At 49.4% G+C, this 237-nt stretch carries 1 protein-coding gene; it reads left to right on the top strand.

Annotation, left to right across the window (positions count from 1 at the left end):
- Nucleotides 1-237: hypothetical protein (locus L9G74_RS24650; RefSeq protein ID WP_238899059.1), on the top strand; the 237-nt coding region annotated here is incomplete at both ends.

Below are 237 nucleotides of genomic sequence, written 5' to 3'. Positions count from 1 at the left end.
GTTCTGGTGCCGGTATTTCTTCGCCGTCGATAAGCTCAGACAAGCCGAGGATGTCCGCACCAAGCTTGTGACCAGGGCAATGTCAAAGGAGGATGAGGAAGAGCTCAGCTGGGATGTCGATGATGATGATGAGGATGACGACAATGGTGATCACACGGAAGGTGCCAACACCGTAGTGAATAAGAAAGAAGAGCAAATTGAGGAGCCTGTTAGCCACAAAACAGAGGATGATAAACA

Origin of the sequence: Shewanella electrica (assembly GCF_022321485.1) — a bacterium.
Classification (GTDB): domain Bacteria; phylum Pseudomonadota; class Gammaproteobacteria; order Enterobacterales; family Shewanellaceae; genus Shewanella; species Shewanella electrica.
Note: the sequence above shows the minus strand (reverse complement) of the source record. Positions and strands in the feature narration are given on the sequence as shown.